Annotated in this window: 24 protein-coding genes; 10 read left to right on the top strand and 14 right to left on the bottom strand. The window is 71.9% G+C overall.

Annotated elements, in window-relative coordinates:
- Nucleotide 1: 1 nt before the first annotated feature.
- The 8 genes from IE260_RS09640 to IE260_RS09600 form a co-directional block, all read right to left on the bottom strand.
- Nucleotides 2-1,789 carry a glycoside hydrolase family 15 protein gene (locus IE260_RS09640; RefSeq protein ID WP_189870100.1) on the bottom strand — a complete coding sequence of 596 codons (1,788 nt, stop codon included), beginning with the start codon at nt 1,787-1,789 and terminating at the stop codon, nt 2-4.
- A gap of 51 nt (nt 1,790-1,840) precedes the next feature.
- Nucleotides 1,841-2,638, bottom strand: a complete 798-nt coding sequence (locus IE260_RS09635) for an SURF1 family cytochrome oxidase biogenesis protein (protein WP_189870099.1) — start codon at nt 2,636-2,638, stop codon at nt 1,841-1,843.
- A gap of 72 nt (nt 2,639-2,710) precedes the next feature.
- Nucleotides 2,711-2,944 (bottom strand): metallothionein, encoded by a 234-nt coding sequence (locus IE260_RS09630; protein ID WP_071528763.1) that lies wholly within the window; start codon nt 2,942-2,944, stop codon nt 2,711-2,713.
- A gap of 94 nt (nt 2,945-3,038) precedes the next feature.
- Entirely contained in the window at nt 3,039-4,025 is a 987-nt protein-coding gene (locus IE260_RS09625; protein WP_189870098.1) for a DEDDh family exonuclease, read from the bottom strand.
- A gap of 271 nt (nt 4,026-4,296) precedes the next feature.
- Nucleotides 4,297-5,304, bottom strand: a complete 1,008-nt coding sequence (locus IE260_RS09620) for a CopD family protein (protein WP_189870097.1) — start codon at nt 5,302-5,304, stop codon at nt 4,297-4,299.
- 144 nt (nt 5,305-5,448) lie between these two features.
- Nucleotides 5,449-7,365, bottom strand: coding sequence for a CoA transferase (locus IE260_RS43360; RefSeq protein ID WP_229880592.1), 1,917 nt, complete (start codon nt 7,363-7,365; stop codon nt 5,449-5,451).
- Nucleotides 7,366-7,406: 41 nt separating this feature from the next.
- Nucleotides 7,407-8,921: a S8 family peptidase gene (locus IE260_RS09605; RefSeq protein WP_189870096.1), complete on the bottom strand. Its 1,515-nt coding sequence runs from the start codon at nt 8,919-8,921 to the stop codon at nt 7,407-7,409.
- Nucleotides 8,922-8,985: 64 nt separating this feature from the next.
- A complete protein-coding gene (locus tag IE260_RS09600) occupies nt 8,986-10,515 on the bottom strand; it encodes a S8 family peptidase (RefSeq protein WP_189870095.1) in 1,530 nt (509 codons plus the stop codon).
- 261 nt (nt 10,516-10,776) lie between these two features.
- Between IE260_RS09600 and IE260_RS09595 the strand changes: the two genes are divergently transcribed.
- The 3 genes from IE260_RS09595 to moaA all read left to right on the top strand — a co-directional run bounded on the left by IE260_RS09595 (nt 10,777) and on the right by moaA (nt 13,912).
- Nucleotides 10,777-11,133 carry a DUF485 domain-containing protein gene (locus IE260_RS09595; protein WP_189870094.1) on the top strand — a complete coding sequence of 119 codons (357 nt, stop codon included), beginning with the start codon at nt 10,777-10,779 and terminating at the stop codon, nt 11,131-11,133.
- Nucleotides 11,130-12,767 carry a monocarboxylic acid transporter gene (locus IE260_RS09590; protein ID WP_189870093.1) on the top strand — a complete coding sequence of 546 codons (1,638 nt, stop codon included), beginning with the start codon at nt 11,130-11,132 and terminating at the stop codon, nt 12,765-12,767. Before IE260_RS09595 ends, IE260_RS09590 begins: the two co-directional genes overlap by 4 nt.
- A gap of 155 nt (nt 12,768-12,922) precedes the next feature.
- The gene (moaA, locus tag IE260_RS09585; protein ID WP_229880623.1) at nt 12,923-13,912 is read left to right on the top strand and encodes a GTP 3',8-cyclase MoaA; all 990 of its coding nucleotides are present in this window, start codon (nt 12,923-12,925) and stop codon (nt 13,910-13,912) included.
- Here moaA and IE260_RS09580 read toward each other — a convergent pair.
- Together IE260_RS09580 and IE260_RS09575 are read right to left on the bottom strand one after the other, a co-directional pair.
- On the bottom strand, nt 13,909-14,145 hold the full coding sequence (locus IE260_RS09580; protein WP_189870091.1) for a hypothetical protein: 237 nt from the start codon (nt 14,143-14,145) through the stop codon (nt 13,909-13,911). The two genes, moaA and IE260_RS09580, sit on opposite strands and share 4 nt — an antisense overlap.
- A gap of 171 nt (nt 14,146-14,316) precedes the next feature.
- Complete coding sequence (locus IE260_RS09575; protein WP_229880589.1) at nt 14,317-14,757, bottom strand: DUF3099 domain-containing protein; 441 nt, start codon at nt 14,755-14,757, stop codon at nt 14,317-14,319.
- Between the two features lie 260 nt (nt 14,758-15,017).
- Between IE260_RS09575 and IE260_RS09570 the strand changes: the two genes are divergently transcribed.
- Nucleotides 15,018-15,296, top strand: coding sequence for a GlsB/YeaQ/YmgE family stress response membrane protein (locus IE260_RS09570; protein ID WP_189870089.1), 279 nt, complete (start codon nt 15,018-15,020; stop codon nt 15,294-15,296).
- Nucleotides 15,297-15,365: 69 nt separating this feature from the next.
- Here the strand turns inward: IE260_RS09570 and tyrS are convergent, their stop codons facing one another.
- The 3 genes from tyrS to IE260_RS09555 form a co-directional block, all read right to left on the bottom strand.
- The gene (tyrS, locus tag IE260_RS09565) at nt 15,366-16,634 is read right to left on the bottom strand and encodes a tyrosine--tRNA ligase (RefSeq protein ID WP_189870088.1); all 1,269 of its coding nucleotides are present in this window, start codon (nt 16,632-16,634) and stop codon (nt 15,366-15,368) included.
- Between the two features lie 78 nt (nt 16,635-16,712).
- Entirely contained in the window at nt 16,713-18,107 is a 1,395-nt protein-coding gene (locus tag IE260_RS09560; protein WP_189870087.1) for a metallopeptidase TldD-related protein, read from the bottom strand.
- The gene (locus IE260_RS09555; RefSeq protein ID WP_189870086.1) at nt 18,104-19,627 is read right to left on the bottom strand and encodes a TldD/PmbA family protein; all 1,524 of its coding nucleotides are present in this window, start codon (nt 19,625-19,627) and stop codon (nt 18,104-18,106) included. Before IE260_RS09555 ends, IE260_RS09560 begins: the two co-directional genes overlap by 4 nt.
- 272 nt (nt 19,628-19,899) lie before the next feature.
- Between IE260_RS09555 and fabG the strand changes: the two genes are divergently transcribed.
- The 3 genes from fabG to IE260_RS09540 all read left to right on the top strand — a co-directional run bounded on the left by fabG (nt 19,900) and on the right by IE260_RS09540 (nt 21,889).
- Nucleotides 19,900-20,604 (top strand): 3-oxoacyl-[acyl-carrier-protein] reductase, encoded by a 705-nt coding sequence (gene fabG / locus IE260_RS09550; RefSeq protein ID WP_189870085.1) that lies wholly within the window; start codon nt 19,900-19,902, stop codon nt 20,602-20,604.
- Nucleotides 20,605-20,609: 5 nt separating this feature from the next.
- The gene (gene fabI, locus IE260_RS09545) at nt 20,610-21,377 is read left to right on the top strand and encodes an enoyl-ACP reductase FabI (protein ID WP_189870084.1); all 768 of its coding nucleotides are present in this window, start codon (nt 20,610-20,612) and stop codon (nt 21,375-21,377) included.
- Between the two features lie 161 nt (nt 21,378-21,538).
- Entirely contained in the window at nt 21,539-21,889 is a 351-nt protein-coding gene (locus tag IE260_RS09540) for a hypothetical protein (RefSeq protein ID WP_189870083.1), read from the top strand.
- Here the strand turns inward: IE260_RS09540 and IE260_RS09535 are convergent.
- The gene (locus IE260_RS09535; RefSeq protein WP_189870082.1) at nt 21,867-22,559 is read right to left on the bottom strand and encodes a FadR/GntR family transcriptional regulator; all 693 of its coding nucleotides are present in this window, start codon (nt 22,557-22,559) and stop codon (nt 21,867-21,869) included. The genes IE260_RS09540 and IE260_RS09535 overlap by 23 nt on opposite strands.
- 82 nt (nt 22,560-22,641) lie before the next feature.
- On the opposite strand from IE260_RS09535, the gene IE260_RS09530 reads away from it, so the two are divergent.
- The 3 genes from IE260_RS09530 (at nt 22,642) to IE260_RS09525 (ending at nt 24,529) form a co-directional block, all read left to right on the top strand.
- Nucleotides 22,642-23,985, top strand: a complete 1,344-nt coding sequence (locus IE260_RS09530) for a CynX/NimT family MFS transporter (protein ID WP_229880586.1) — start codon at nt 22,642-22,644, stop codon at nt 23,983-23,985.
- A gap of 34 nt (nt 23,986-24,019) precedes the next feature.
- Nucleotides 24,020-24,136, top strand: coding sequence for an SGM_5486 family transporter-associated protein (locus IE260_RS42560; protein ID WP_268254920.1), 117 nt, complete (start codon nt 24,020-24,022; stop codon nt 24,134-24,136).
- A 186-nt stretch (nt 24,137-24,322) separates the two neighbouring features.
- A complete protein-coding gene (locus tag IE260_RS09525; protein WP_189870080.1) occupies nt 24,323-24,529 on the top strand; it encodes a hypothetical protein in 207 nt (68 codons plus the stop codon).
- Nucleotides 24,530-24,566 lie beyond the last annotated feature (37 nt).

Below are 24,566 nucleotides of genomic sequence, written 5' to 3'. Positions count from 1 at the left end.
CCTATCCTGCCCCGTCCTCCCCGTACAGGGCGAGGGCGGTGTTCACCAGGCCGATGTGGCTGAACGCCTGCGGGAAGTTGCCGAGCTGGCGGCCGGCCACCGGGTCGTACTCCTCGGCCAGCAGCCCCACGTCGTTGGCGAGCCCCACCAGCCGCTCGAACAGCTGACGGGCCTCCCTCGTCCGGCCGGTCGCGTGCAGCGCGTCCGCGTACCAGAACGAGCACACCAGGAACGTGCCCTCGCCGCCCGGCAGCCCGTCGACGGGCGTGCCCTCGGTGCTGTAGCGGCGCACCAGCCCGTCGCGGGTCAGCTCCTTGCCGATCGCGTCCACCGTGCCGACGACGCGCGGGTCGTCCGGCGGCAGGAAGCCCACGCGCGGGATGAGCAGCAGGGACGCGTCCAGCTCTCGGGAGCCGTACGACTGGGTGAAGGTGTTCCGCTCCGGGTCGTAGCCGCGCTCGCAGACCTCGCGGTGCACCTCCTCGCGCAGCTCACGCCAGCCCTCCGGGTCGCCGCCGCTCAGCTCCGGGTGCTCCTCCAGCGTGTGCACGGCCCGGTCGAGGGCCACCCACGTCATGACCTTGGAGTGCACGAACTGCCGGCGCCCACCGCGCACCTCCCACAGCCCCTCGTCCGGCTGCCGCCACGCCGTCTTCAGAAAGTTCATCAGGGCGCACTGCAGCTCCCACATCTGCGGCTGGGGGTGCATGCCCGCCAGCCGGGCCAGCGACAGCGAGTCCATGACCTCGCCGTACACGTCCAGCTGGAGCTGGTTCACGGCGTCGTTGCCGATTCGTACGGGGGTGGACTCGGCGAAACCGGACAGCCAGGGCAGCTCGAACTCTGGCAGCCGCCGCTCGCCCGCCAGGCCGTACATGATCTGCAGGTCCGCGGGGCTGCCCGCGACCGCGCGCAGCAGCCAGTCGCGCCAGGCCTCCGCCTCCTCCAGGTAGCCGGCCGACAGCAGCGCGCCCAGGGTGAGGGTGGAGTCGCGCAGCCAGCAGTAGCGGTAGTCCCAGTTGCGTACGCCGCCCGGCTCCTCGGGCAGCGAGGTGGTGGGGGCGGCGACGATCCCGCCGGTCGGCTTGTAGGTGAGCGCCTTGAGCGTGATCAGGGAGCGGACGACGGCGTCCCGGTGCGGTCCGTCGTAGCGGCAGTGCGAGGCCCAGGCCCGCCAGTCCTCCAGGCTGTGCCGCAGAGACTCGTACGGGTCGATCTGGTCGGGCCGCGGCTCGTGCGAGGGGTGCCAGGTGAGGACGAACGCGACCTTCTCGCCCGCGGCCACCGTGAACTCGGAGTGCGTCCCGAAGTCCCGGCCCCAGGTGCGCACCTCGGGCTCGCTGCGCAGCCACGCCGAGTCCGGCCCGGCGACGGCCACCCGGTGGCCGTCGGTCCGGCGCACCCACGGAACGATCGAGCCGTGGTCGAAGCGCAGCCGGAGCACGCTGTGGACGGTGACCTCACCGCTCAGCCCCTCCACGATGCGTACGACGTCCGGGGCACGGTCCCGCTGGGGCATGAAGTCGGTGACCCGGACCGCACCGTCCTCGGTCTCCCACTCGGTGTCCAGGACGAGGGTGTCGGGCCGGTAGGCGCGCCGGGTGCAGCGTTCGGCGCCCGCGGGGGCGATGCGCCAGTGGCCGTTGTCCTCGTCACCGAGCAGCTTGGCGAAGCAGGCGGCGGAGTCGAAGCGGGGCAGACAGAGCCAGTCCACGGAGCCGTCCGCGGAGACCAGGGCCGCGGTCTGCTGGTCGCCGATGAGCGCGTAGTCCTCGATTCGGGGATGCACGGCTTTCCGTCTTCCCGGCGGGCGACGGAGCAATCCGGCCGGGACCGACGGCTACACGGCCGCCGGTTCCGCCTCCGCCGCCCGCGGGTCCTCGTCCTCGGCCGCCGCCCGGTCGCGGACCTCGCGGCGCACCAGGAACCACCAGCCGACCGGGACGGCCGCGGAGAACAGCCACCACTGGATCGCGTAGGCGAAGTTCAGCGCGGCGTCCTCGTCGCCGGGCCTGCCGATCAGCTCCGGGCTGCCGTTCGCCGGCTCAGGCGCCGTCAGGACGACGTACCCGCCGAGCACCTGGGCGCCCAGGCGCGCGGCCTCCTGCTCGCTGTTGATGAGCATGACCTGCCGGTCCGGCAGGCCTTCGAGGTTCTTGATGCCGCTCGCCGCGGTCGTCTCGTCGGGCATCATCCGCCCGGTGACGGTGATCTCGCCGCGGGGCGGGGCGGGAATCTCGGGGAATTCGGTCTGGCTGGGGCCGTCCGCGGGGATCCAGCCCCGGTTGACGAGCAGGACCTTGCCGTCGTCGAGGACGAACGGGGTCAGCACGTGGTAGCCGACCGCGTCGTCGGAGTTGGTGCGGCGGCGGACGACGACCTCGTCGTCGGTGTCGAAGCGGCCCTTCGCGGTCACGGTGCGGTACCGCTCGTCGGTGGTGATCTTCTTGCCGGGAGCGGTCAGCCGCTCCACGGGCACCGGCTCGGCGCCGAGCGCGGCGGCGACCAGGTCGTTCCGGGCGGTCCGTTCCTCGTAGCGGTGCATCTGCCAGAAGCCCAGCCTGATCATCGTGGGGATGAGCAGGAGGGCGATCAGCGTGAGGATCACCCACTGGCGGGACAACAGGAAGCGGTACACCCCACGACGGTACAACCCGGTCGTGGGGTGCGATGAGGGGGGTGGTGCCGCACGCCGCCGGGCGGACACCCCCTAGACCTTGTCGACGATCCCCGCCCTCCCCTCGGCGCGGGCGCAGTGGGCGCCGCAGTACCAGTGGCCCTCGACCTCCACGCCCTGCCCGATGATCTGCACCCGGCAGTGCTCGCAGATCGGGGCCATCCGGTGGATCGCGCAGGAGAAGCAGTCGAAGACGTGCACCGCGCCCTGGGCATGGACCTCGAAGGTCATTCCGTAGTTGTTGCCGCAAACCTCGCATGTCGCCATGCGCCACAGCGTGAGCCGTCGCCGTGGCACGGGCGAGCGGGCGCCGGGCGAGTCGTCCGGCAATCACCCGTCCGGTGTCAGACGTCCCTGCGGGTCAGCCGTCCGCGGGTTCGACGTCCGCCAGCAACTGCCCGAACGCCGCCTCGTCCACCACCGGCGTCCCGTACTGGCGCGCCTTGACCACCTTCGACGTGCCGGAGTCCGGGTCGTTGGTGACCAGCAGGCTGGTCAGCCGGGACAGGCTGGTCGCGACGTGCAGCCCGGCCTCCGTCGCGCGGTCCTCCAGCAGTTCCCGCTCGACCGACGTGTCACCCGAGAAGGCGACCCGCATGCCCTGCTTGAGCCGTTTGCCCTCTTCGTACCGACCCGGGTTGGGATAGGGGCATACGGGCCTTTTGCGGGAGGGGCGCCAAGTGTTCGGCCGGTACCCGCCGTAGCCCGCCTGCTGTCCGATCCGGGGCGCGGGCCGGTCCGACCACTCCGTCAGCGGCCGGCACTCGTGCAGCGGCAGCCGCACGCCGCCCGCCGCCGCCGCGAGCAGGCTCGGCCGGAACGCCTCCGCCAGCACGCGTGCGTCGTCCAGCGCGTGGTGCGCCCGCTGCTGCACGACGCCGAAGTGCGCCGCCAGCGACTCCAGCTTGTGGTTGGGCAGCGGGAGGCCCAGCTCCTTGGAGAGCGCGATGGTGCACAGCCGTTGGCGCACCGGGGCCTCGCTCTTCGCGCGCGCGTACTCGCGGGCGATCATCTGCCAGTCGAAGACGGCGTTGTGCGCGACGAGCACCCGTCCGTCGAGCCGGGCCGCGAACTCCCCGGCGATGTCCCGGAAGAGGGGCGCCCCTTCGAGCACCTCGCTCGTCAGACCGTGTATCCACACCGGGCCCGGGTCCCGCTCAGGATTGACCAACGTGTACCAGTGGTCCTCGACCTCGCCGCGCGCGTCCAGGCGGTAGACGGCCGCGGAGATGATGCGGTCGTCACGGGCCAGGCCGGTGGTCTCCACGTCAACGACCGCGTATCCCTGCGGATACGCGGCCGGCCACGCCGTGGCGGACGACGCTGCGGTCGTGCGGTCTTCGAGCATGGTCCATGAGGATACGGGCCCCGACTGACACTCCCGCCGCGCAGGTGCCCCGTCGTGCGCCACGGACCGGTCCCTGCGTCAAGTCCCGCCCGGCGGCGGACGGTTCCGCCCGCGGCCGTCGCGGAACGTCCGTGCGGCGCGTACGGTGCCCCCGGTGGCGTCCCTCGGCGTGTGACGGAACCCACGCACGACGAGGCTGATGGCGGCACCCTCGGCACCCTCGGCACCCGGCTCGGCCGACGCGGTCACCACCGGTGGGTGGGCGGCGTCGCTACCAGCGGATCGGCAGCGGCAGCGCCGTCAGCAGCCCCGAGACCGCGACCACCACGCCCAGGGCGGCGACCTCCGCACGTGCGGGGGAGCAGGCGGCCAGCGGGTCGGCCGCGCGGCTCAGCCGGATCCGGGCCCACAGGGCGAGGGCGGCGACGGCCGCCACCAGGATCACCTTGGCGAGCAGGACCCGCCCGTACGCCGTGTCCGTCAGCTGGTCCAGGATCGTGCCCGGCGGCATCCGGCGCAGTGAACTGCACACGCCCGTCGCCGTGATGGCGGCGAGCAGAACGGCCGCCACGCGCGCGTAGAGCCCCAGCAGGGCCGGACCGGCTGCGGCGCCCCGCCACAGCGCCAGCGTCCGCAGCGCGTACAGCAGGCCGCCGACCCACAGCGAGGCGCATGTCAGATGGACGAGCGTCAGCCCGGAGCCGATCAGCGGGCTGTGCTCGGTCGGGGGATGAGCGCGCAGGGCCTCCGCGACGACGACGGCGGCCAGCGGCCAGACCTGGGTGGCCGGCCGGCGGGAGGCGGCGCACAGAGCGGCCGCGAGGAACGCGTTGACCTCCAGGAGCGCGAGCTTGCCGTCACGGGACTCGTAGAGGCCGCCGACGTCGATGTCGGCCGGGCTGCCGGGCACCAGGTTGCCCGTCGCCACGACTGACGCGAGGCCCAGCGCCGCGACGAACCCGACGGCGCCCGCGTACGGGGACCAGCTGCGGGGGCGGTCGGCGGGAGCGTCCCGCAGGGACCGGGCCAGCCGGTCGACGAACAGTTCGCCGACGGGGATGCTCAGCGCGGCGAACAGCACCGTGCGCAGGAGTCCTATGCCGCCGGTGCCGGGCGGGGCGGCCTCGCCGGTGCCGTGCAGTGCGGGAGACGGGCCGAACACGGGTATCAGCGCGCCCAGCGCCACCAGCGCCAGGACGGCCGCGGCCCGGCCGGTACCGGAGGGCCGTGCGTGGCTCCCGGCGTCGGTGGTCCGGGACGGGGGTCTTGTCAAGGTCACCTCGAGATCTTCACCAGCTCCCCCAGAAGCGAGCAAGTTCCGGAAAACGACTGGCGGTACGGCATTCCGTACATGAGGACGTTCCCGGCCGCCCGTGCGGTTCGGGGAACGGCGGGCAGGACCGGGGGAGCGCTGCGGAACGACTCACGTCCACCGCGCGGGATCCGCGCCCCAGAGCCCCGGCGGCCGGGCCCAGTCGACCGGGCCGCCGGCGAAGGAAACCGGCGGCAGCGCGTACCGCAACCGCCCGAACCGGCTGCCCCGCTCGGCAAGCCAGCGCCCAGGCACACCGCACACCACCGCACCCACGCTCTCCCCACCGCCCGCGCCGCAAGCGCCGCCCGCGTTGCTGGCGCCGCCCACGCGGCCCGCGTTGCTCGCGTTCTCCGTGCCGCTCGCGCGGCCCGCGTCCTGCGTGTCGCTCGCACGGCCTGCGCCGCAAGCGTCGTCCGCACGGTCGGCGCCGTCCGCGCTGCTGGCGCCGCCCGCGCGGCCCGCGTTGCTCGCGTTCTCCGTGCCGCTCGCGCGGCCCGCGTCCTGCGTGTCGCTCGCACGGCCTGCGCCGCAAGCGTCGTCCGCACGGTCGGCGCCGTCCGCGCTGCTGGCGCCGCCCGCGCGGCCCGCGTTGCTCGTGTCCTGCGCGCCGCCCGCAGGGCCCGCGCTGCCCGAGCGTGCTGCGCCGCAAGCGCCGCCCACGTTGCTCGCGCCGTCCGCGCTCTCCGCGCCGTCCGCGCCGCCGACGTTGCTCGCGCCGTCCGCGCTCTCCGCGCCGTCCGCGCCGCCCGCGTTGCTCGCGCCGTCCGCGCCCTGCACGCCGCTCGTGGCGCATGCGCCCTCCGCGCGGTCCGCGTCGCCGCCTCCGCTCGCGCCGGGCATCAGTGTGCCGTCCGTCAGCCAGGTGGCGGTTCGGGCGAGGGACAGACGTACGCACCGGCTGCCGCCCTCCTGCGACTGCTCGGTCAGGGCCCGCAGTACGGCCGCGGCGAGCAAGTAGCCGGTGCCGTGGTCGAGAGCCTGCGCGGGCAGTGCCCCGGGGCGCTGCGCCGACCCCTCGAGCGCCGCGATCCCGGTGGCCACCTGCACCAGGCTGTCGAAACCGCGCCGCCCGCCCCACGGCCCGTACGCGCCCCACGCCGACAGCTGCGCCACGACCAGCCCGGGCCGGCGCTCGGCCAGCGCCTCGGGGGACAGCCCCCACCGGTCCAGGGAACCCGGCCGGTACCCCGTGACAACGACGTCCGCCGCGGCGAGCAGCTCCTCGAAAGTCCTTCGGTCGGCCGTCAGGTCCAGCGTCGCCGACCGCTTCCCGAACCCCGTGTCGGCGTGCTGGTCGGGCAGTTCCGGCAGGCCCGGCGGGTCCACCCGCAGCACGTCCGCGCCGAGCAGCGCGAGCGTGCGGGTGGCGACCGGCCCCGCGATGACCCGGGTCAGATCCAGGACGCGCAGACCCGCGGCCGGCGACGACGCGGGCGCCGGCGCGAACACGCGTCCGCGCGCGGAGTCCAGCCGCTCGCGCTCCACCAGTGGCCGACGGGACACCGCCACACCCTGCTCGTGCGCCGCCCACTCCCGCGGCGTGCGCAGCGCGACCGCCAGACCCCCGGCCGCGTACACCGCCTCCTCGACCTCCAGGGCGGACCGTTCCGCGAGCGCCGCCTCCACGAGCGCCGGCTCCTCCGGCAGTCCCAGCGCGGCGAGCAGCCGCTCCCGGTGATGCGGGTAGTTCGCGTGCGTCCGCACCCACCCGTCGGCCGTCCGCCAGAACCGGGACAGCGGCGCGAACGACACGGGCTCGCGCCCGTCGATCCGCAGGTGCCGCTCACTGGTGAACGCCGTGGCGACGGCCCCGTCGTCCACGTGCACCCCGGGCACCCGCGCGAGCCCGGCCCGCCGCGCCGCCAGCTCGGCGGCGGCCAGCGCACACGCGCCGACGCAGGCCCGGGCGAGTTCCCGTACGGGAAGGCGCCCCGGGAGGGCACCTTCCCGCACGGTGGTCGTCACCTGCCGCAGAAGGGCGGGGTCACCGCCCGACGCGGACCAGGCGAACGCGATGTCAGTCATGACTGCACTGTGCAGTATTGGACCGCATCGCCATGGCGCCCCTACCGGGTCACCGCGTCCAGCGCGTCCGCCATGCCCCAGCCGTAGAAGCCGTTGCGGTTCTTCGAGCCCTCGCACACCGCGTCGACCTTGCCGTCACCGTTGATGTCGTACGGCTTGGTGCACGGCGTGGCGTCGGCCTCGGCGTACAGCAGGGCCTTCACCAGGGCCGGCGAGGCCTGCGGGTGCGTCGACTTGATCAGCGCGGCGACGCCCGCGACGTGCGGCGACGCCATCGACGTACCGGCCATGTAGCCCCACTTGCCGCCGGGCAGCGTGCCCAGGATCAGACCGCTGGTGGCGGGCGGTTCCGGCTTCTGGTAGGCCGTCGAGTCACCGCCGGGCGCGGCGATGTCGATGACGCCCAGACCGTGGTTGGAGAAGGACGACTTCAGGCCCTTCGCGCCGGTCGACGCGACGGTCACCACACCCGGCAGCTGGGTCGGGATGTCGAGGCACTCCGACGGGTCGATCACCCGGTCCGAGGGCGTGGAGTCGTTCGGGGAGACCGGGTCGGTGATCTCGTCGGCCGCGAGGTCGTAGTTCTCGTTGCCGGCCGCGGCGACGTTGACCGCGCCCTTCTTCTCCGCGTACCGCGAGGCCCGGGAGACGGCCTCGACCAGGGCCTTCTGGTCGGGGTCGTTCTTGCAGTTGAAGTACCACGGGTCGGTGTAATAGCTGTTGTTGGTCACGTCGACGCCGTGCTCGGCCGCCCACATGAACCCGCAGACCACGGCCTCGGTGTAGAAGAAGCCGTCCGGGTTGGACACCTTGATGCCGGACACCTTCACCCCGGGCGCCACGCCCGTCATGCCGACGCCGTTCTTGGCCGCCGCGATCTCACCCGCCACGTGGGTGCCGTGCGGGCTCTCCGCCGCGCTCGGCCGCCAGGCGCCGTCGGTGGTGTCCGGCTTGCCCGAGACGCAGTTGACCGACGCGTCGCGGTCGAAGTTCGGCGCGATGTCCGGGTGGGTGTCGTCGACGCCGGTGTCGATCACCGCGACCGTCACCTCGTCGCTGCCCAGCGACTTCTCGTGCGCCTTGTCCGCCTTGATGGCGGGCAGGTCCCACTGCAGGGACTGCAGCGGGTCCTGCCCTTCGGCGGCCTCCGCGGCGGCGGCCTCCTGGGCACTGAGCACCTTCGGTGTGCCCACGTCCGTCGTCGCGGCCGAGGGCAGGGGCGCGGTACGGGTGGCGCCGGCCGAGTCCACGCCGGGGACCGTGCGGACGGTCTTGGCGAAGTCCGGGTTCGACGAGTGGACGACGACCACGCCGATCCGGTCGTACGACGTCACGATCGTGCCGCCGGCCTTGGCTATCGCCCGCTTCACGTGCGCCGAGGGTCCGTGCCCCGGCTGGACGTTGACGACGTAGCTCAGTGAGGTCGCCTCCGCCGTGGCCGCCGGGGCCTCGGCCGCGGTGGCCTGGACTCCCGGCAGGAAGGCGAGCGCAGTCGCCATGGCCATGCCGACCGGGACGGCGAGAGCGCGACGGTGACGAGGGTGGGGCACTGTCATGTGCGAGGTCTCCAGTTCGTTCGAAGTGCCGAAGTGCGGGTGCCGAAGTGCCGTTCCGGCCGGGTCACTTCACCGCGCGCAACGCGTTGACGATGCCGAACCCGTAGAAGCCGTTGACCCGGCTGCCGCCCTCGCACGTCGCGTCCTGCGTGCCGTCGCCGTCCTGGTCGTAGGAGGCCGGGCAGCCCGGGTTGTCCGCCTGGGCCTTCAGCAGCGCCTGCAACTCGGCCGGCCCGGCGTACGGGTACTTCGACTTCAGCAGCGCGGCGACGCCCGCGGCGTGCGGCGAGGCCATCGACGTGCCCTGCAGGAAGCCGTACTGGTTGTTCGGCATGGTGGAGAGGATGCGGCCGTTCTTCGACGGCGTGTCCGGGATCTGGTAGAGCCGGTCGCCGCCCGGCGCCGCGACGTCCACGACGCCCTTGCCGTACGAGGAGTAGTAGGACTTGAGGTTCTGCACTCCCGTCGCGCTGACCGTGACGACGCCCGGCAGCTGGGTGGGCACGTCGAAGCACTCGTGCGGGTCGATGGTGCGCTCGACCGGCGTGGAGTCGTCGGGGCTGGAGTCGTCGACGATCGCGTCGGAGTCCAGGTCGTGGTTGGAGTTGCCCGCCGAGGCGAGGTGCAGGGTGCCCTTCTTCTGGGCGTACAGCTGGGCCCGGTTGACCGCGTCGACGATGGCCCGCTGGTCGGGGTCGTCCATGCAGTTGTACAGCCACGGGTCGACGTAGTAGCTGTTGTTGGTGATCTCCACGCCGTGGTCGGCGGCGAACACGAAGGCGCAGACGACGCTCTCGGGGTAGAACAGGCCGTTGTCCGGGTCGCTCACCTTGATACCGGCGACCTTCACGCCCGGGGCCACTCCGGCGACGCCGATGCCGTTGCGGGCGGCGGCGATCTCACCGGCCACGTGCGTGCCGTGGTAGTCCTCGGCGGTGTACGGCCGCCAGGCGCCCTCGCTGGTGTCCGCCTTGCCGCCGACGCAGTTCGCGGACTGCGACGCGGAGAAGTTGGGGGCGAGGTCCGGGTGCGTGTCGTCGACACCGGTGTCGATCACGGCGACGGTGACCTTGTCGCTGCCCGGGTTGATCTCCGCGGCCTTGTCGGCGCCGATCGCGCGCAGGTCCCACTGGTCCGCCTCGAGGGGCTCGCCGGCCCCCGCGGCCTCGGACGCCTTCGCGGTCCGTGCGGCCGCTTCGGCGGACAGGATCTCCGCGGCGCCCTCGTCCGTCGTACCGGCGGCGGTCAGCGGCGCGGTGCGGGTCGCACCGGCCGACTGCACTCCGCGCACCGTGCGGATCCGCTCGGCGAAAGCGGGGTTCGCCGAGTGCACGACGATCACGCCGATCTTCTCGTACGTGGCCACCACGCTGCCGTCGGCCGCGGCGATCGCCTTCTTCACCGACGCGATCGTCCGGTGGTCCGCATTCGTGTTGACGACATACGCGAGCTTCGGCGCCTCCGTGTCCTGCACGGTGGCTTCCGCGCGCTCGGCGGCCGACGCGCTCGCCGGCAGGAAGCCGAGCGAGGCGGTCAGGGACAGCACGACCGGCACGGCGAGAGCGAGCCGTCGTCTGGAACGCAGATGAACCATGGGGTCTCCACATCACCCGTAAACGAAACCGGCCCGAGGCACAGGTGGTGCTCGGGCAGGTACATGACTCAGTGGTGCAGGGTGAAGCTATCTCCCGCAGTCGCTGGCCAGCAATGACTTCCCACAGGTGAGTTCGGAAAGTGTCGAACGCGTTGAACCGGTGCCCGTGGGCCGCCGTGTCGTTGGGCAGGGAGCACGAGCACGATCAGTTCCCGTCACCGTGAGGTCCAAGCCGTCATGTCCGTCGTACGAGGAGACTCCGTGGCCACCGACGCACCGCCCCCCTCGAAAGAGCAACGCCGACTCCCCTCCCCGGAGGAGTTCTCCGAGGTGCAGCAGAGCGCGGAGTTCGGTGAACTGCGCCGCTCCTTCCGCTCCTTCGCCTTCCCGCTGACGATCGCGTTCGTCCTCTGGTACCTGCTGTACGTGCTGCTCTCGAACTACGCGGGCGGCTTCATGGGCACCGAACTGTTCGGCAACATCAACGTCGCCTTCGTCTTCGGCATCGCCCAGTTCGTCACCACGTTCCTCATCGCCTGGTGGTACTCGCGGCACGCCGCCGCGAAGCTCGACCCCAAGGCGGAGGCCATCAAGTCCCGGATGGAGGGCGGCGCATGATCCCCGCTCAGCACAGTGTCCTCGCCGCCGATCTCGCGGCCAACGAGGCAAGTGAGCACCGGCCGCTCATTATCACGCTCTTCGCGGTCTTCGTCGTCGCCACGCTCGTCATCACCGTCTGGGCGGGCCGCCAGACGAAGGACGCCGCGGACTTCTACGCGGGCGGCCGCCAGTTCAGCGCCTTCCAGAACGGACTCGCCGTCTCCGGCGACTACATGTCCGCCGCGTCCTTCCTCGGCATCGCGGGCGCGATCGCCATCTTCGGCTACGACGGCTTCCTGTACTCCATCGGCTTCCTGGTCGCCTGGCTGGTCGCCCTGCTCCTGGTCGCCGAGCCGCTGAGGAACTCAGGCCGCTACACGATGGGCGACGTCCTCGCCTACCGCATGCGCCAGCGCCCCGTGCGCACCGCCGCCGGCACCTCCACCATCGTCGTCTCGATCTTCTACCTGCTCGCCCAGATGGCGGGCGCGGGCGTCCTCGTGTCGCTGCTGCTCGGCATCACCTCCGACGCCGGCAAGATCCTGATCGTCGCCCTCGTCGGCATCCTGATGATCGTGTACGTCTCCATCGGCGGCATGAAGGGCACCACCTGGGTCCAGATGGTCAAGGCCGTGCTGCTCATCGGCGGCACCCTCCTGATCACCTTCCTGGTCCTGCTGAAGTTCGACTTCAACATCTCCGACCTGCTCGGCACCGCCGCCGAGAACAGCGGCAAGGGCGCCGCCTTCCTGGAGCCGGGCCTGCAGTACGGCGCGACCGGCACCTCCAAGCTGGACTTCATCTCCCTGGGCATCGCCCTGGTGCTCGGCACCGCCGGCCTGCCGCACATCCTGATCCGCTTCTACACGGTGCCCAACGCCAAGGCCGCCCGTAAGTCCGTGAACTGGGCGATCGGCATCATCGGCGCCTTCTACCTGATGACCATCGCGCTCGGCTTCGGCGCGGCGGCGCTCATCTCGCAGAAGGAGATCATCGAGTCCAACCCGTCCGGCAACACGGCGGCGCCCCTGCTCGCCCTGCACGTCGGCGGCGTCGACTCGGCCTGGGGCGCGATCCTGCTCGCCACCATCTCCGCCGTGGCCTTCGCCACGATCCTCGCCGTGGTCGCCGGCCTCACCCTCGCCTCGTCGTCCTCCTTCGCGCACGACATCTACGCCAACGTCATCCGCAAGGGCCAGGCCACCGAGAAGGAGGAGATGAAGGCGGCCCGCTGGGCGACCGTCTTCATCGGCATCGTCTCCATCGCGCTCGGCGCCCTCGCCCGCGACCTGAACGTGGCCGGCCTGGTCGCCCTGGCCTTCGCGGTCGCGGCCTCCGCCAACCTGCCGACCATCCTGTACAGCCTGTTCTGGAAGCGGTTCACCACCCAGGGCGCCCTGTGGTCGATCTACGGCGGTCTGATCGTCGCCGTCGGCCTCGTGCTCTTCTCGCCCGTCGTCTCCGGCGACCCCAAGGCGATGTTCCCCGACGTCGACTTCGCCTGGTTCCCGCTGAAGAACCCGGGCATCATCTCCATCCCGTTCGGCTTCCTCATGGGCTGGCTCGGCACGGTCCTGTCCAAGGAGGAGCCCGACAAGGCCAAGTACGCGGAGCTGGAGGTGCGGTCCCTGACCGGCACCGGAGCGCACTGAGCCACCGTCGGACGCGGCCGCTCGTAGATCCCTACGACGCGGCCGCGCCCCACGTCGTGGGATCGGGCCGCTGTCGATGTCGGCGGCGTCACGTAGGCTCGCAGATGTCGGAGGAGATGAGTGCTCCACCGATCCGCGTCGAGGGAGGGGGCCACGTGCTCATCGACACCTACGGCCGAGTGGCCACCGACCTGAGGGTCTCGCTGACCGACCGGTGCAACCTGCGCTGTACCTACTGCATGCCCGAGGAGGGCCTGCAGTGGCTGGCCAAGCCCGACCTGCTGACGGACGACGAGATCGTCCGCCTCATCGACATCGCGGTCACCTCCCTGGGCGTCACGGAGGTCCGCTTCACCGGCGGCGAGCCCCTGCTGCGCCCCGGGCTGGTCGGCATCGTGGAGCGCGTCGCCGCCCTCGACCCGCGCCCCCAGACGTCCCTGACCACCAACGGCATCGGCCTGAAGCGCACGGCAGGGGCCCTGAAGGCCGCGGGCCTGGACCGGGTGAACGTCTCGCTGGACACCCTCCGCCCGGACGTCTTCAAGACCCTCACCCGCCGGGACCGCCACAAGGACGTGCTGGAAGGGCTGGAAGCCGCCCGGGAGGCCGGTCTCACCCCGGTGAAGGTCAACTCCGTCCTGATGCCGGGGCTCAACGACGACGAGGCCCCGGACCTGCTGGCCTGGGCCGTCGAGCACGACTACGAGCTGCGCTTCATCGAGCAGATGCCGCTCGACGCCCAGCACGGCTGGAAGCGCGACGGCATGGTCACCGCGGGTGACATCCTCACCTCGCTGCGCACCCGCTTCGAGCTGACCCCGGAGGGGTCCGAGGCACGCGGCTCCGCCCCGGCCGAGCGCTGGATCGTCGACGGCGGCCCGCACCGCGTCGGCGTCATCGCCTCCGTCACCCGCCCGTTCTGCGCCGCCTGCGACCGCACCCGCCTGACCGCCGACGGCCAGGTGCGCACCTGCCTGTTCGCCCAGGAGGAGACCGACCTGCGCGCAGCCCTGCGCTCCGGCGCCCCCGACGAGGAGATCGCCCGCATCTGGCGCCTGGCCATGTGGGGCAAGAAGGCCGGCGCCGGACTCGACGACCCGTCGTTCGTCCAGCCCGACCGGCCGATGTCGGCGATCGGCGGTTAGGGCCGGTCCTGGGCGGCGCCCTCGGCCGCCCGCCAGTCCTCGAACTTCACGACGTCCTTCAGGAAGCCCCGCACCCCGAGGAACTGGGACAGGTGCTCCCGGTGCTCCTCGCACGCGAGCCACGTCTTGCGTCGCTCCGGCGTGTGGATCTTCGGATTGTTCCAGGCCAGCACCCACACTGCGGCGGTCCGGCAGCCCTTGGCGGAGCAGATCGGGGTCGTCTCGTCACTCACAGGTTCGTCTCACAACTCACGGAAAAAGGCGACGCCGAGCAGCCACGGGGGGAGCTGCCCGGCGTCGGTCCGTCGCTCCGACGGGGGATGCGGAGCGCGTACGAAGTATGTCACGGGTCACCCGCCGCCCGGCACCGGAACAACATGATTGATCTGAGCTTTTCTTGAGCCTTACGCAGAGTTGACGTCCGCCTCCCGGCCGGCCCCTTCCGGTCGCGACCGGTCGTGCGGCTCGCCGCGTGCACCCGGCGCCGGATCGCCCACGGCGTCTTCCGGGACGGATTCCGCGGAGCCGTCGTTCGAGCGCGACGCCGTGATCATCGGCGGTGTCGGTGCCGTGACGAACGTCGACGGCAGCGACGGCGCGTTCTCCCGCCCGGCGTTGGCGATCACCACCGCGATGTAGGGCAGGACCGCCCCGAGCACCAGGGCCACGATCGCGACGTGCTGCTCCACGTTCCACAGGCAGGCCGCGAGGATCACCGCCACCGTACGGACCGACATCGAGATGACGTAGCGGCGCTGCCGCCCGCGCACGTCCTCCTGCAGGCCCGCCCGGGCTCCGGTGATCCGGAACACCTGGGCGCTGCCGCCGGCACTCCGCTTCCGCATCACGTTCCACCATCCGCCCGCATCGGACTCTCCCCGCCCCGCTTCCGTCCGCGGCCGCTCGGGGACACCGGTCCCGGACAGCATCCACGTTACGCCGCACCTGCGACGCCCACGAGACCGGGGCGCCCCTCGCCGGCCCGGACGGCGTGCGCCGTACCCCGTAGGGACGTCACCCGCATGGCCGTATCCGGGATGCGCCGGACGTGGTAGCGCCGGAGACTGGCGGTAATGCTCACGTAGGGCCGTACGAGGAGGCATCCATGGGCTGGTTGTGGGCGATCATCGTGGGATTCGTGCTGGGTCTGATCGCCAAGGCGGTCATTCCGGGCAAGCAGCACAGCCCCCTGTGGCTGACCACCATCTTCGGCATCCTCGGTGCCATCGTCGGCAACGCGATCGCCCGGGCGGTCGGCGTCGAGGCGACGCCGGGCGTCGACTGGATGCGGCACCTCTTCCAGCTCGTCGCCGCGATCATCATCGTGGCGCTCGGCGATGCGGCCTACATGGCGGTACGGGGCAGGCGACGGCAGCGGATCTGACGGGACCCATGGCGAGGGGGCGGTTCGCGGCACCACCCGATGTCGCGAACCGCCCCCTCGTACGCGCGCTCAGGCGCCGGTGACCTCCACGGCGGCCAGGTTCTTCTTGCCGCGGCGCAGCACCAGCCAGCGTCCGTGCAGCAGGTCCTCCTTGGCGGGGACGGCGTCCTCGCCGGCGACCTTGACGTTGTTCACGTAGGCGCCGCCCTCCTTGACCGTGCGGCGCGCGGCGGACTTGCTGGCGACCAGGCCGACCTCGGCGAACAGGTCGACGACCGGGCTGAGCTCGGCGGCCTGGATGTGCGGCACCTCCGACAGGGCCGCGGCCAGCGTCCTGTCGTCCAGCTCCGCCAGGTCGCCCTGGCCGAACAGCGCCTTGGACGCGGCGATCACGGCGGCCGTCTGGTCGGCGCCGTGCACCAGCGTCGTCAGCTCCTCGGCCAGTGCGCGCTGCGCCGCCCGAGCCTGCGGACGCTCCTCCGTCTGCTTCTCCAGCTCCTCCAGCTCCTCGCGGGACCTGAAGGACAGGATGCGCATGTACGTCGAGATGTCCCGGTCGTCCACGTTCAGCCAGAACTGGTAGAACGCGTACGGCGTGGTCATCTCCGGGTCGAGCCAGACGGCGCCGCCCTCGGTCTTCCCGAACTTGGTGCCGTCCGCCTTCGTCATCAGAGGCGTCGCGTAGGCGTGGACCGTGGCGTCCGGCTCCAGCCGGTGCAGCAGGTCCAGACCGGCCGTGAGGTTGCCCCACTGGTCGCTGCCGCCCTGCTGCATCGTGCAGCCGTAGCGCCGGTACAGCTGCAGGAAGTCCATCGCCTGCAGCAGCTGGTAGCTGAACTCCGTGTAGCTGATGCCCTCGGAGGACTCCAGGCGCCGGGCGACGGAGTCCTTCGTCAGCATCTTGTTGACGCGGAAGTGCTTGCCGATGTCCCGCAGGAACTCGATCGCGGAGAGGTTCTGCGTCCAGTCGAGGTTGTTGACCATCACGGCCGCGTTGTCGCCCTCGAAGGACAGGAACGGCTCGATCTGGCCGCGCAGCCGCTCGACCCAGCCCGCGACGGTCTCCGGCGAGTTCAGCGTGCGCTCCGCGGTCGGGCGCGGGTCGCCGATCTGGCCCGTGGCCCCGCCGACCAGCGCCAGCGGCCGGTGACCGGCCATCTGGAGCCGGCGCACGGTGAGCACCTGCACCAGATGGCCCACGTGCAGGGACGGCGCGGTCGGGTCGAAGCCGCAATAGAACGTGACGGGACCGTCCGCGAGCGCCTTGCGCAAAGCGTCCTCGTCAGTGGACTGGGCGAACAGCCCACGCCACTTCAGCTCGTCGACGATGTCCGTCACGGTTCTCGTGTCTCCTAGGTGATGGTGCTCGATGATCCTCGGCCGGCCGGGTGACGGCCGACTGCGACGCCTACGAGGTTATACGCCCTGGCTGACAGAGCTCATATTGAAATCTGGGACGCGCAGCGCGGGCATCGCCGCCCTGGTGAACCAGTCGCTCCACTCCCTCGGCAGCGTCTTCTCCGTCCGCCCGGCCTCCGTGGCGCGGCCCAGCAGGTCCACCGGCGACTCGTTGAACCGGAAGTTGTTCACCTCGCCGGTCACCTCGCCGTTCTCGACCAGGTAGACGCCGTCCCGGGTGAGGCCGGTGAGCAGCAGCGTCGCCGGGTCGACCTCGCGGATGTACCACAGGCAGGTCAGCAGCAGCCCCCGCTCGGTGCCGGCGACCATCTCCTCCAGGGAGCGGTCGGTGCCGCCGTCCAGGACCAGGTTGCCGATCGCCGGCGCCACCGGCAGGCCGGTCAGCGCGGCGCTGTGCCGGGTGGTCGTCAGATGGGCCAGCTTCCCCTCGCGGATCCAGTCGGTGGCCGCCACCGGCAGCCCGTTGTCGAACACCGACAGGTCGCCGCCGGAGGAGTGCGCGACCACGAAGGGCGGGGTCTCCAGGCCCGGCTCGTGCGGGTCGCTGCGCAGCGTCAGCGGCAGCTCGCCGAGCCGCTCGCCGACGCGCGTGCCGCCGCCCGGCTTGGAGAACACCGTGCGCCCCTCGGCCGCGTCCCGTCCCGAGGCCGACCACAGCTGGTAGATCAGCAGGTCCGCGACCGCCGTCGGCGGCAGAAGCGTCTCGTACCGGCCCGCGGGCAGCTCCACACGCCGCTCGGCCCAGCCCAGCCGTACGGCCAGCTCCGCGTCCAGCGCCGCGGGGTCGACGTCCTTGAAGTCCCGGGTGGACCGGCCCGCCCAGGCCGACCTGGTGCGGTCCGGCGACTTGGCGTTCAGCTCCAGCGTCCCGGTGGGCTGGTCGTGGCGCAGCCGCAGCCCGGTCGACGTACCGAGGTAGGTCGACACCAGCTCGTGGTTGGCGAAGCCGTACAGTTCACGGCCGCCCGCACGCGCGCGTGCGAACGCCTCGCCGAGGGCCGGCGCGAAGTCGGCGAACACGGCCGACGAGGTCTCGGCGGGCGCGTCGGTGAAGTCGGGCGACACCGGCACCCCGGTGACCAGCGGCTGCGCGTCCTCGGCGGGCCCGGCGCCGCGCGCGGCGGCCTCGGCGGCGCGTACCAGGGGCTCCAGCTCCTCCATGGTCACCGCCGAGCGCGACACCACCCCGGACGCCGTGCCCTCCCGGCCGTCGACGGTGGCCACGATCGTGAGCGTGCGCCCGCGCGTGACCCCGTTGGTGGTGAGCGCGTTGCCCGCCCAGCGAAGGTTGGCGGTGGAGTGCTCGTCGGCGATCACGACGCAGCCGTCCGCCCGGGACAGCTCCAGGGCCCGCTCGACGATCTCGTGCGGCTTGTTCGTGGACGCGCTCATCGACCGGCCTCCTGGGTCGTGTTCAGGATGTTGACTCCCTTGAAGAGGGCGGACGGGCAGCCGTGCGACACGGCCGCGACCTGTCCCGGCTGGGCCTTGCCGCAGTTGAAGGCCCCGCCCAGGACGTACGTCTGCGGGCCGCCGACGGCCGCCATGGACCCCCAGAAGTCGGTGGTGGTGGCCTGGTAGGCCACGTCCCGCAGCTGCCCGGTGAGCCGCCCGTTCTCGATCCGGAAGAACCGCTGTCCGGTGAACTGGAAGTTGTAGCGCTGCATGTCGATGGACCACGACCGGTCCCCGACGACGTAGACGCCCCGGTCCACGCCCCCGATCAGGTCCTCCGTGGACAGCCCGCCGGGGTCCGGCCGCAGCGACACGTTGGCCATGCGCTGCACGGGCACATGGGCGGGGGAGTCGGCGTAGGCGCACCCGTTGGACCGCTCGAACCCGGTGAGCCTCGCGATGCGCCGGTCGAGCTGGTAGCCGACCAGCGTGCCGTCCTTCACCAGGTCCCAGGACTGGGCCTCGACGCCCTCGTCGTCGTAGCCGACGGTGGCCAGGCCGTGCTCGGCGGTGCGGTCGCCGGTGACGTTCATCAGCTCCGAGCCGTAGCGCAGCTTGCCGAGCTGGTCGAAGGTGGCGAAGGAGGTGCCGGCGTAGGCCGCCTCGTAGCCGAGGGCGCGGTCCAGCTCGGTGGCGTGCCCGATGGACTCGTGGATGGTCAGCCACAGGTTGGACGGGTCGACGACCAGGTCGTACAGCCCCGGCTCGACGCTCGGCGCCCGCATCTTCTCGGCCAGCAGCTCCGGGATCTCGGCCAGCTCCGCGTCCCAGTCCCAGCCGGTGCCGGTCAGGTACTCCCAGCCGCGTCCGGCGGGCGGCGCGAGCGTGCGCATGGAGTCGAACTCGCCGCTGGAGCCGTCCACCGACACCGCGGTGAGCACCGGGTGCAGCCGCACCCGCTGCTGGGTGGTCACGGTCCCCGCGGTGTCGGCGTAGAACTTGTTCTCGTGCACCGTCAGCAGCGAGGCGTCGACGTGGTCGACCCCGTCGGCGGCCAGCAGCCGCGCGCTCCACTCCGCCAGCAGTCCGGCCTTCTCCTCGCCGGGCACGGTGAACGGATCGATCTCGTACGACGAGATCCACGTGCGGTCGGCGTGCACGGGCTCGCCGGCCAGCTCCACCCGCTCGTCCGACCCGGCGGCCCGGATCACCTGTGCGGACAGCTTCGCCATCGCCACCGCCTGTGAGGCGACCTTGGCGGCGGCGTCCATCGTCAGGTCCACGCCCGACGCGAAGCCCCACGTACCGCCGTGCACCACGCGCACCGCGTAGCCGAGGTCGGTGGTGTCCGAGGACCCGGCGGGCTTGGCGTCCCTGAGCCGCCAGGAGGCACTGCGCACCCGCTCCAGCCGGAAGTCCGCGTGCTCGGCACCGAGCGCACGCGCGCGTGCGAGAGCGGCGTCGGCGAGGGCGCGTAGGGGAAGGGCCGTGAAGGCTTCGTCGATGCTATGAGGCACCTGTGTCTCTTTCTGTCGACGTGACCGGAGGTTGCTGCGGCCGGAGGCTTCCCCGATCATGTCGCGCCGCCCCGCCCGCGGACCACAGGTTTGCGACCGACGTCCGCCACTTTCTGTAGGGACCCGACAGTCAGTCCCGTAAGCCACTGTGGGTGCCCGATTGTCCGCGGACGGGCGGGGACCGATAGGTTTTCGAGGAAGCCGCCCGTCATCGCCGCCTGTCGTCCAGGTGCTGGGGCGGGCGTTCGGACCGCTAGGGAAAGGGTGATCCGTTGAGCCGCTCGGTTCTCGTCACCGGAGGCAACCGGGGCATCGGCCTCGCCATCGCCCGCGCTTTCGCCGATGCCGGCGACAAGGTCGCGATCACGTACCGCTCGGGGGAGCCGCCGGCCGGCTTCCTCGCCGTCAAGTGCGACATCACCGACACCGAGCAGGTGGAGCAGGCCTACAAGGAGATCGAGGCCGAGCACGGCCCGGTCGAGGTCCTGATCGCCAACGCCGGCGTGACCAAGGACCAGCTCCTGATGCGCATGTCCGAGGAGGACTTCACCTCGGTCGTCGACACCAACCTCACCGGCACCTTCCGCGTCGTCAAGCGCGCCAACCGGGGCATGCTGCGCGCCAAGAAGGGCCGTGTCGTCCTGATCTCGTCGGTGGTCGGCCTGCTCGGCTCCGCGGGGCAGGCGAACTACGCCGCCTCCAAGGCCGCCCTGGTCGGCTTCGCGCGTTCCCTCGCCCGCGAGCTGGGCTCGCGCAACATCACCTTCAACGTCGTCGCGCCCGGCTTCGTCGACACGGACATGACCAAGGCGCTCACCGAGGAGCAGCGGTCGAACATCGTGTCGCAGGTGCCGCTCGCCCGGTACGCGCAGCCGGAGGAGATCGCCGCCGCGGTGCGGTTCCTCGCCTCGGACGACGCCTCGTACATCACTGGAGCCGTCATCCCCGTTGACGGCGGACTGGGAATGGGTCACTGATCACCATGAGCGGAATCCTCGAGGGCAAGCGCGTCCTGATCACCGGTGTGCTGATGGAGTCCTCCATCGCCTTCCACACCGCCAAGCTGGCCCAGGAGCAGGGCGCCGAGATCATCCTCACCGCCTTCCCGCGGCCCACGCTGACCGAGCGCATCGCCAAGAAGCTGCCCAAGCCCACCAAGGTCATCGAGCTCGACGTCACCAACGACGAGCACCTCGGACGTCTCGCGGACATCGTCGGCGAGGAGCTCGGCGGTCTCGACGGCGTCGTGCACTCCATCGGCTTCGCGCCGCAGGACGCGCTCGGCGGCAACTTCCTGAACACGCCGTTCGAGTCGGTCTCCACGGCCATGCACGTCTCGGCGTTCTCCCTGAAGTCGCTGACCATGGCCTGCCTGCCGCTGATGCAGAACGGCGGCTCGGTCGTCGGCCTCACCTTCGACGCGCAGTTCGCCTGGCCGCAGTACGACTGGATGGGCCCGGCCAAGGCGGCCCTGGAGGCCACCAACCGGTACATGGCACGCGACCTGGGCAAGCAGAACATCCGCTGCAACCTCATCTCCGCGGGTCCCATCGGCTCGATGGCCGCCAAGTCCATCCCGGGCTTCGGCGAACTGGCCTCCGTGTGGGACAGCCGTTCCCCGCTGGAGTGGGACCTCAAGGACCCCGAGCCGGCCGGCCGCGGCGTCGTCGCGCTGCTGAGCGACTGGTTCCCGAAGACCACGGGCGAGATCATCCACGTCGACGGCGGGCTGCACGCCATCGGCGCCTGACCGAGCGCCTCGCCGGGGCCCGCGTTCCTCCGGGACGCGGGCCCTCGGCATGTCACCCGTTCGGCCCAGCCGGCCGCGCGGCGGCGACCCCGGCCGCGCACCCTTTGAGTAGCGGGTTCACCACGCGCTTCCCTCCCCAGCACGGCCGAGGAGGTCCCCTTGTGCGCTTCTTCCGCAGCCTGGCCTCAGCGACCGTCGCCGTCGTGTGCGTGCTGCTCCTGCCGTACGAGGCGATGTCCGACGCGCGCGTGCCGGCCGGGGACACGCCGTCGCCGGAGCCGTTCGGCGCCGCGTGCCGCATCCGGGTCGACGGATCCCGCGTGACCGCGTACTGCCACAACCCGTACCCGGGGACCGACCGGGTGAGCCTGCACGTCGAGTGCGCCCACTGGTGGGACCTCGACAGCGACGGCGCCCCGGTGGAGGCCGGGCCCGCCGAGACCGTGCGGCTGACCGGACGCTGCTGGAAGGAGGTCCGGTCGGCGTGGATCAGCCATCGGCGGGTGAGCTGAACCGGCCGGGACGGCACAGGAACGGATAGCCCGCCGCCTCCTCGTGGGCCGTCTCGGCGTCGCCCGCGCGGATAGCGTCGACCAGCCGGGTGTGGTCCATGTGCGTCTCCGGCGTCAGCTCCTCGCCGACGTCCTCCCGCAGCCAGTCCCGCATCACCTCGCCCAGGTCCGCGTACATCGCGGTCATCACGTCGTTGTGCGAGGCGGCCACGACGGCCAGGTGGAACGTCGCGTCCGCCGTCACGAACGCCTCCGTGTCGCCCGACTCCCACGCCTCCTCGCGGCGCACCAGCAGCGCGTCGAGCTGCTTGAGGTCCTTCTCCGTGCGCCGCTCGGCGGCCAGGCGGGCGGCGGCCGACTCCAGCGTGGAGCGCAGCTCGGCGATGTGCCGCGGCTCGGCGTCGGCGAAGCGGCGGTGCATCACGCCCGCCAGCTCGCTGGTCGCCACGACATAGGTCCCGGAGCCCTGACGGATGTCCAGCAGGCCGTTGTGGGCCAGCGCGCGGACCGCCTCGCGGACCGTGTTCCGGGCGACACCGAGCTGCTCGACGAGCTCGGGCTCCGTCGGGATGCGGGAGCCGACCGGCCACTCGCCCGAGGCGATCTGCTGCCGCAGTGACGCGATGACCTGCTCGGACAGTGCCGAGCGGCGGGGATGGCTCAGGGGCATGGCTCACCTTCGCACACGGGCTGCGGCGGCGGACAACCGCAGAATGGACAACCAATCATCCCATGATTCTATGATGGGTCTCATGGCTAGTGAGGAAACCCGGACGCTCAGGTCCACGACCGTCAGCAATTCGGCCGCGCGCGACGCCCGGGAACCCGTGCCCGCGCAGTCGGGGCAGCCGTCCACGCGCGCGTGGACGGCATGGACGACGCGCCTGCTCGTCCTCGGCATCGTCCTGGCCGCCCTCAACCTCCGGCCCGCCATCACCAGCCTCGGCGCGCTCCTGGAGGAGGTCCGCGACGGGCTCGGCATGAGCGGCAGCGTCGCCGGACTGCTCACCTCGGTGCCTCCCCTCTGCTTCGCCGTCTTCGGCGTCACCGCCCCCCGGCTCGCCCGCCGCTTCGGACCCGGCGCGGTGGTGTGCGCGGGCATGGTCGCCATCACGGCGGGCCTGCTGATACGTCCGTTCGCCGGTGGCACGGCGGGCTTCCTGGCCGCCACCGCCCTGGCGCTCATGGGCATCGCGGTCAGCAACGTCCTGATGCCGGTCATCGTCAAGCGCTGGTTCCCCGACCGGGTCGGCTCCATGACCGGCGTGTACTCGATGGCCCTCGCCTTCGGCACCTCGATCGCCGCCGCGGCGACCGTGCCGGTGACGAACGCGCTGGGCGGGCACTGGCAGCCCGGCCTCGCCGTGTGGGCGGCGCTGGGGGCCGCGGCCGTCCTGCCGTGGATCCCGTTCGTCCGGGACCGGGGGGCCTCGTCCGCGGCGGACGCCCCCGCCACAGCCTCCGCCGAGGACGCGTCCACGGGCACGGACCGGCCGGCCGAGCAGCCCGTGCTGCGGATCACCCGCAGCCGTACGGCCTGGGCGCTCGCCGTCTTCTTCGGCCTGCAGGCCACCGCCGCCTACATCACCATGGGCTGGATGGCGCAGATCTTCCGGGACGCGGGCGTGGCCGCCGGCACCGCCGGACTGCTGCTGGCCGTCACCATGGTGATGGGCGTGCCGCTGGCCTTCGTCATCCCGCGCGTGGCCACCCGGCTGCCCAACCAGGGCCCGATCGTGCTGGTCCTCGGCGTGTGCGGACTCGCCGGGTACGCCGGTCTGTACTTCGCCCCGGCCGGCGGTGCCTGGGCCTGGGCCCTGCTGCTCGGCGTCTCCAACTGCGCCTTCCCGCTCGCCCTCACCATGGTGGGGATGCGGGCCAGGACCGGCGCGGGCGTCGCCCAGCTGTCGGCCTTCGCGCAGAGCACCGGCTATCTGATCTCCATCCCCGGCCCGCTCCTGGTCGGCGTGCTCTACCAGCACAGCGGCGGCTGGGGCCTGCCGATCGCGCTGATGAGCGCCCTGATGGTGCCGCAGATGGTGGTCGGCGTCCTGGCCGGGCGCAACCGCACCGTGGAAGAGGAGGCGGCCCGCTGACCCCGCCCCGCGCGGGGGATGCGAGACTTGCCGTATGCCAGTCCTGGACCCGAACCCCCAGCAAGGCCAGAAGAAGATGCTGCTCGTCTTCGGCGGCTTCCTCGCGATCTTCGTGATCATCGGCATCATCGCCACCATCGCCGCGCCGTGACCGCGCCATCGGCCCGGCGGGCCGATGGTGGGGATATCCCCCCGTCCCCTAGGGGGTGAGGGTCAGGGTCAAGTGGGTGGACCTCCGGATGGGTCGGGGCCCCCGGATTCCGTAGCTTCGAGATGTGACCGCGACCGGCGGACCGCGGAGCACGGACCAGGGACTCGAAGACCAGCGGAGGCACACATGTCGGCCCCTACGCACACCCGGCCCCACCCGGCGACCCCGGGCGGCGTCGAGATCCGGCTGCCCTGGTGGGCCCTCGCCCTCCCCGTGCTCGCCTTCGTCACGCTGCTGCTGCTGATGCTCGACCCCTCGGACGCCCAGGCGGCCGCGGGCGACCCCACGATCACCCACCTCCTGGAGCGGGTGCGTGAGCTGACCGTGGGCTAGCCGGACCCGCATGTCAACTACCTGCGCCCCATGGCCT

It is taken from the genome of Streptomyces viridiviolaceus (assembly GCF_014650995.1).
Taxonomy (GTDB): domain Bacteria; phylum Actinomycetota; class Actinomycetes; order Streptomycetales; family Streptomycetaceae; genus Streptomyces; species Streptomyces viridiviolaceus.
Note: the sequence above shows the minus strand (reverse complement) of the source record. Positions and strands in the feature narration are given on the sequence as shown.